Raw genomic sequence first — 7180 nt, forward strand, 5'->3', positions numbered from 1 at the left:
GGTCGGGGCCGCCGGCCGGGCCACCCCCAGCACGGCCAGATATCCGTCGACGTCGATCATGCTCCCCCCTCACCGTTCGAACGGATGATCAGCCTAGTCGTCGATACCACCCCTCCTGCGCCCCACCCCCGGGATACCTCCTCTCCCCCGGCCACCCTGCTCCAGCCGCCCGGCGAAACCCGCAGGCCAGACAGCGACATCCGGCTGGAGCACCAGGTTGTGCTTCCTCAATCGGCTCGTACGGCTCCAGATGATCCACTCCGCCTGGGCAAGGTGAAGGGGAGGGTGTTCACCGTCGTCGAGAAGTCCCCCGGCCGGGGCCGGCCGAGCAACCTGCGGGGTCATGAGATCGCCGGCACCGACCATTCCGGTACTCTCGCGCCCCGGCCCGCGGCCCGCGTGCGTCCGCCGGTATGCGCCGGCGAACGGTATCGATACGACGATGACGACAAAGGGGATAGAGCGGGTGCGGGTGTGGGTGCGTTGTGCCGCAATCAGCGACGTCGAGGGCGCCGCCGGGACCTGAGAGCACGTACCCGGGGACGCACTGTCCGTACGGTCACGCGTGCACGTTGGAGAACTTGTACGGGCTTTCCGTATGAAGCCGTCACCGGGAAGGTGGAAGAGCTCGCCGCTGTCCTCCTCGACGAGTAAGGGGGAGCAGGCCGGCCGTAATCCGGCCTCACGCCGCGCAACGCGGGGCCGGGCTCTCGGCGACAAGGTATACCCGATATCTCGGCGTGCGAGCCCCTGGCCCCGGAACCGGACACGCCCTGAACCGGTCTCGCCGGCTCCGGCATCCCCCAAGGGAACAGCGGTGAACGGCTCGGGTGCTTCGGGGGCGAGCAGGGTCGCGGCAACGGTGATGCCCTGTTCGGCGGCGTCGGTCCAGTGATGGTCAAGTGCCGGCCGGTCTCCACCGGCCTGCCGCGACGACACCGGGGGCCGCCGAGCCGTCGGTGCGCAGGGCAGTCCGAGGTCGTCCCCGGCCCGTTCACCCGGCACCACCACCCAGCGGCCCCACCCTGCAGCGCCGCACCCGTCCCCTCCCGGCCGGGCGCGGCGCTCACCCATGCCCGCCCTTCATCCGGCGCCAGTGACGCCCCGCTGTGTGTATGCCCAGGCCTTCAGTCCTGGGCCGTTGGCAGAAGGTCCGCGGCCGTGACGCGGTGAAGGTGTATCAGCACGTCGAACTGGCGCCCGAGTGAGGTTTGGTAGGGGTCCTCCGGCCAGGCGTTTCCTATGGAGCGGGTCAGCCTCTTCGCCATCAGCCAGTCTCGCGTCGGCTCGGGCACGGTCCGCAGATCGAAGTAGTAGTCCCGGCGTGAGACTCGCTCCAGCACTTCCTCGTTGCTGCCGGTGCCCAGCGGCTCCACGGAGAAGCGGCGGTAGGGCTCCTTGGGGTCCGTAAGGTCCATCGCGTTGAACGAGCCCCGCCCGAAGGTGTAGCCGATGTTCATGTACTCGGCCCCGACCATCTGGCGCAGGAACTCCCCCTGGGTCTTCGGATACTGCTCAGGGTTGTCGGACTCGTAGGAGACATGACCGTTGTGGGCCGACAGCAGCATCCGGTGGCCGGTGTGCCGCTGCCACCACACGGTGTTTTCCGCCATGATCCGGTCGCGGTAGAGCATGGCCCGAGCGATCTTCTCCGGGTCGGAGAAGTCGTAGTACGCGTAGAGGGTGGCGGTCTGGGAGATGGCCCTGGCGTGCTGGAGGACCCACTCGTAAGCCTGCCGGTCCTCGTCCGGCCCCTGCGCCCGCAGCAGCTCGTAGGCGCGCCGCACATCCGCAGCCGTCCGCTCGCGCTCGGCGACGGGCCTGGCCAGATTCTCTTTGACGGTCTCCTCCACACTCCCCGTCGGCCGGAGTTCGCGGTAAAGGCGGCGGAACTGCGGCAGCAGCTCCGGGTGGTGCGCGGACACGTAGTCCGTGACCTCGGCGAAGAGCTCAGGTCCCGCGTAGCCGTTGTCCTCACCCATGAACTGCACGGGGCGGTCGGGGTGGCGGACGTTGTGGGCGCGCATCCACCTCAGCAGTTCGAGATACTCGCGGGTGTTCCATATCCGGTACGAGCTCTGGAACTCCTCCCGCATGAGCTTTTCCGGGTCACCCTTTCCGTACAACACGTACTCGTTGAGGACCAGGCCGGTGGACCAGGGCGCCTCCAGCGCGAACGTGGTGAAGCCCTTCTCCTCGACGAGGTACCGGAAGACGCGGTGCTTCATCGTGAAGAACTGCCGGGAGCTGTGCGTGGCCTCACCCAGCCCGACGATCTTCGCCGAGCCGATCATGCGGCCGAGCGGGCGCAGATCGCTGCCGGGGACACCGGGCTCCGTGGTGCGCAGCGGCTCCGCGACGCGCGCCAGTTCGCGCACCGGATCGGTGGCGGTCATCGCGTGTGCGTGCGCCGGTCCGGCGACGACCGTCAGCGTGCCGACCCCGAGCGTCAGCGCCAGCAGGAGCAGCAGTAACCGATGCAGTCGATGTGATCTGTGCGATACAAGCATGGATCAAGACTGCCGATGGGCGGCAGGCCCCGGACAGCCTGCCACCCTCAGTTTTTCTCCTGGGGACAACCACAGGTCCACTGGAGTGCAGAGGCCGCTCCGGGGCCTGCCGCCCTTGGGCCACAGCAGTACGGCGGCGGGGCTTCGCCCGCGGACAGCCAGGTGAGGACCGCACCACGCGCAATGGCGTGAACGATCATCACCGCGAGGTCCTCGTCGGCGCGGAGCCGGCCGCCGACGGCCGGCCGCCGGATGCGGGCCCGAAAACCCGAACCCGGCCCTGGCGGCTGCTGAGGTTGCCAGGGCGCGTATCGAGTCGTGATCAATGGGTGGGCCGAGTGAGGGCTTTCGTCCAGATCATCGAGGCGCGGAGGAGCAGGCCTGCGAGGTGACTGTCTGGCTTTATGTCGTATCGGGGGCCGATGCTGCGGCCTCGAGCTTGTCGATCAGCCGCTCGGTGGTGTTTCCCCCTCGTAGAGGTCGGCGTCGGCTGACGGGCTGACGGGCTGACCGAGACTGCGACGGAGCCCTTTCCCTGACCCGACCCGGACCTTTTCGTCCTGGGGCCTCGATCGCCCCTGAGCGATCCCCCACCAGACCCGGAGAAGCCCCTGACAGGGGCTCCACACGGTGGACAGAGCATCTAACGTGACGACGGTGCCCCGGCCGGGTCTGCACGCCTGACACCACCGCTCTCATCACGAGGAGGATCCATGCCGTTAAGGGGCAGAGCCGCACTGCGGCGCATTGCCGCGCGAGGCACGGCTGTGGCCGTGTCAGCCGCCATGGCCGTCATCACCGGCCTCGCCGCCGCTCCCGCGGTCCACGCGTCGCCGTCTGCCGAAGGGACCCTGCGGTGGGCACCGTGTGGTGACCCGGAGAAGCCGGGAGCCGAGTGTGCCACTCTTTCGGTGCCGGTCGACTGGACCCACCCGGACGGGCCGAGACTCGACCTGGCTGTGGCCCGCCGCAAGGCCACCGACCCCGGCGCACGCGTCGGCTCGATGGTGTTCGGCCCCGGCGGGCCGGGCGATTCGGGTGTGGAGATGGTGGTGGGCCGTATCAGCCGGTTCAGCCCCGAGGTCCGCCGCAGGTTCGACATCGTCAGCTTCGACCCGCGCGGCGTGGGCGGCAGCAACCCGGTGGCCTGCTCCGGCGCCCTGCTTGCCGAGCGGCCGTCACCGGAGCTGAAGAGCCAGGCGGACTTCGACGCCACCATGGCGTACAACAGGCGGCTCCGTGCCGACTGCCGGGCCCGTACGGGCCCGGTGTTCGACCACCTTGACACCGCCCAGACGGTCCGGGACGTGGACGCCCTCCGGGCCGCCCTCGGCGAGCGGAAACTGACCTTCCACGGCAGCTCGTATGGCACGCTGCTCGGGGCGCAGTACGCCGAGACCTACCCACGCCGGGTGCGCGCGATGGTGCTGGAGAGCGTCATGGACCACAGCGTGCAGGCCACCCGTGACTTCCTGCGGTCCGAGGCGGTCGCGGCAGAGGATTCTTTCCAGGAGTTCGTGGAGTGGTGCGACGGTGCCGCAGACTGCGCGCTGCACGGCCGCGACGTCCGCGCCGTCTGGCAGGGCCTGTTGGCACGGGCCGAGCGCGGCGAGCTGGCGAACCCGGCGAAGCCGGGTATCTCGCTGTCGTCTTCGGACCTGGTCAACAAGATCGCGTTCCAGAGGTTCTACAAGGCCGACTATGCGGGCCTGGCCACGACGATCGCGGGAATGGAGGCGAGCAGGCCGCTGCCGGCGTCGCCCACCTCGACAGCGCCGCTGCCTCTGGCCACCCCGGTCTTCTGCTCGGACTGGCACCTGCCGGTGCGCGACTACCGGGAGTACGCCTCGCTGGTCGCCATGATGAACATGACGGCACCTGACCTGCCGTATCTGCTGCCGATCCACATGGCAGCGGCATGTCTGGGCGCGCCGACCGCCAACCCGCAGCACCGCCTGGACGTACACGGTGCCCCGCCGATCCTGGTGTCCAACGCGCTGCACGACCCCGCCACCGGCTACCCGTGGGCGGTCTCGGTGGCCCGGCAGCTCGGCCGCAGCGGCGCGCTCCTCACCTACGAAGGCCACGGCCACGGCAGCGTCACCAGCGGCCCGTGTATGGAGGACGCCGTGGACAGCTACCTCACCGACCTGACAGTCCCGCCGCGGGGCACCAGCTGCCCCGCCGTGCCGTCCTGACAACTCGCCGATCCGGATTCGCTTGGAAGGCGGATCCGGCAGGAAGACGATCGTGACGCGCAGACAAGTTGCCGGTGACCAGTGGCAGTTGATCGATCCGTTCCTGCCGATGGGCGAGTACGGTCCGTCTCCCGGGCGGCTGCGGGATCAGTTCGAGGGAGTGATCTGGCGGTTCAGGACAGGCGCTCAATGGCGTGAGATGCCCGGTGGGTTCGGGCCCTGGCCGGCCGTCTACGGACGCTTCCGGATCTGGAGGAATGCCGGCGTCTTCACCGCCCTGCTGGAGGGCCTCATGCTGGAGGACCTCGTCGCCGAAGCTGAACAAGATCCGCGTCCGTCTGCAGGTCGGCCGGCCCCGCACCCGGTCGTCGCGGTCGTCGCGGACAAGGCGTACTCGTCCCGCGCCCACCGCGCCCCCTTGCGCGAATGCCGCATCAAGGCGGCTGACCCGGAGAAGAAGGACCAGGCTGCCAACCTCAAGAAGAAGGGCAGCCGGGGCGGCCGTCCCGTTGCTTTCGGCGCCGGCCTCTACCGTGATCACAACACCATCGAGCGACTGATCAACCGGCTGAAGGACTGGTGTGGCATCGCCCCACGTTTCGACAAGACGCCTGGGAGCTACCTCGCCGGCCTGGAACTCCGCGCCTTGATGATATGGCCCGGAGATCTCCTGCAAACAGCCGGCCGATCCCCACATCGCACAGGCCCTGGGTGTGCTGCCCGGGGACGTCGGTGACGGGCGGCACGCCTTGAGCGGCCTTTCAAAGAGGTGAGGGCCCCTGGGTTCGGCGTGGCTTGCGCCATCTACCGCCGCCGAAAGTCCCTCGCTGTCCCACCGCAATTGCCCCGCTGCCCCGACCGGCAGGCCGCGTCTGGCCCGATGGGTCGTGGACGGCGGATGGCCGCTGCGGCGGGCCGCGGAACACTTCCAGGACAGCCACACGACCACGGCCCGCCGGGCCGGACGTTACCGGCGCCCCGCAGGACAGCGGGCATGTACGGCCGCTCCCACTGCCCGCACCACCAGCCGCACCGCACCCCGGCCAAGGTCGAGCAACAGGCCGTCCGCCTGCAGCACGAGCACCGCACCGGCGCGGCCGGCCAGCCGCGTCCCGTACCGGCATCACCGCCTCCACCGCCCACCGCATCCCCGACCGCCACGGCCCGCCCACCCTGGCCGCCACCGGCCAGGCCACCCACGAACCCGTCCACCGCTCCGCGCACGCCCAACCCGGCGAACCGGCCCACATCGACGCCAAGGAAAGCAGCCATGTCCCCGACGACGGCAGCCACAAAGCCCTCAGCCGCACAGCCACCAGCCCGAACAAGGACCGCCGCGGTCATCAACATGGCCTTCGGGAACGGAGCCGCGCAGACCTACACGGTCAAAAGCCGGACCCGTCCTGTCCGAGAGCCGCCAGCCAGCACGTGACCGCGTTCGACGCGCCGGCCGCGCAGTTCGCGGAGGAAGGCAGGACCGCCGACCGGCCGGGCGTGCCACGCTGCCCTGGCCGGCGTACTCGCTGCCGCCCTGTAGGCGCCGCAAGGCGCCATCAACCCTCCTACGCGGCCCGTCCGGGGCCATGCCCGGCCTCCCGCGGATCACCCAGTGGCCTCGTCAGCGAGTCGTCCGCCGAGCGGCGCTCCGGCACCAGATCGTCCAGACCGACATGATCGCGGCATTCTTCGCACACCCAGTGCCCGGGCACCACCTCGATCTCCCCCGTCCGAGGGCACCGGGTGTCGTCGCCCCGTCCCACGCATTCCCGCCCTGTTCCGGTATGCCCCATGCGGTCGACGGTCCACCGGGCCGGCCGCGGCGGGGAAGGTCGCTGAAGGGGCGCACGAGCGCTTCCTCCCAGCTCGCCGCCACAGTGACCCGACCAGCCTCACCCGTCTGGCACCCGGGGACGAAGGGCACGGTACCGTCACGGTGGGTGCCCCCACCGAGCCGGTACTCACTGGGCGCTGTGCTCGTCGGCCACCGAGGCACAGACGGTGTGCGAGTGTTTACGCGGGCGTCGGCCGGTATGGCGGGCGTGGTCTTCAGGCAGCTGGACGATCCCTACCGTCCCTCGGTACGGGGCCGGCAGAAGTACAAGACGCGCGAGACGACGGAGGCGGTCGTCGGCGCGGTCACCGGCCCCTGGCTGTTCCCCGGACGCTGCCGCTGGGCATGTACGACGACGAGGAACGCCTTCAGTACGCCGGTCCCACCACCACCCTCGCCAAAACGGCCGGCACGGCGGCTGCCGGGATGCCCCACCCAGCCCGGCGCGGGCATCCGTGGACGCCCCTGGCCGTCCCCCGCCGGGTGGGACAGCCGCCAGACGCTGGGCGTCACGCTGGTCGAGCCCGAGCCCGAGCCCGAGCCTGTGGCCGCCGGCGCCGGCGCCGGCGCCGGCGGCGGCGGCGCCCCGGGTGCCTCCTGCCGCCCGCGCCCCCCTGGCCCCCCGCACCGGGCGCGGGCCG

3 protein-coding genes are annotated in these 7180 nt (G+C 70.4%); 2 read left to right on the forward strand and 1 reads right to left on the reverse strand.

The window, feature by feature from the left end:
* Window positions 1-1127 precede the first annotated feature (1127 nt).
* Window positions 1128-2510, reverse strand: a complete 1383-nt coding sequence (locus tag ABZ340_RS35990; protein WP_358786108.1) for an erythromycin esterase family protein — start codon at window positions 2508-2510, stop codon at window positions 1128-1130.
* 713 nt (window positions 2511-3223) lie between these two features.
* Between ABZ340_RS35990 and ABZ340_RS35995 the strand changes: the two genes are divergently transcribed.
* Together ABZ340_RS35995 and ABZ340_RS36000 are read left to right on the forward strand one after the other, a co-directional pair.
* Complete coding sequence (locus tag ABZ340_RS35995) at window positions 3224-4708, forward strand: alpha/beta hydrolase (RefSeq protein WP_358786109.1); 1485 nt, start codon at window positions 3224-3226, stop codon at window positions 4706-4708.
* A 52-nt stretch (window positions 4709-4760) separates the two neighbouring features.
* Window positions 4761-5444: a transposase gene (locus tag ABZ340_RS36000; RefSeq protein ID WP_358786110.1), complete on the forward strand. Its 684-nt coding sequence runs from the start codon at window positions 4761-4763 to the stop codon at window positions 5442-5444.
* Window positions 5445-7180: the final 1736 nt, after the last annotated feature.

The organism is Streptomyces sp. NPDC006134 (assembly GCF_040628835.1).
Classification (GTDB): domain Bacteria; phylum Actinomycetota; class Actinomycetes; order Streptomycetales; family Streptomycetaceae; genus Streptomyces.

Bases quoted from the DNA above. Each gene is read 5' to 3' on its own strand.
- ABZ340_RS35990 (WP_358786108.1), bottom strand. From the start codon at position 2,510: ATGCTTGTATCGCACAGATCACATCGACTGCATCGGTTACTGCTGCTC.
- ABZ340_RS35995 (WP_358786109.1), top strand. From the start codon at position 3,224: ATGCCGTTAAGGGGCAGAGCCGCACTGCGGCGCATTGCCGCGCGAGGC.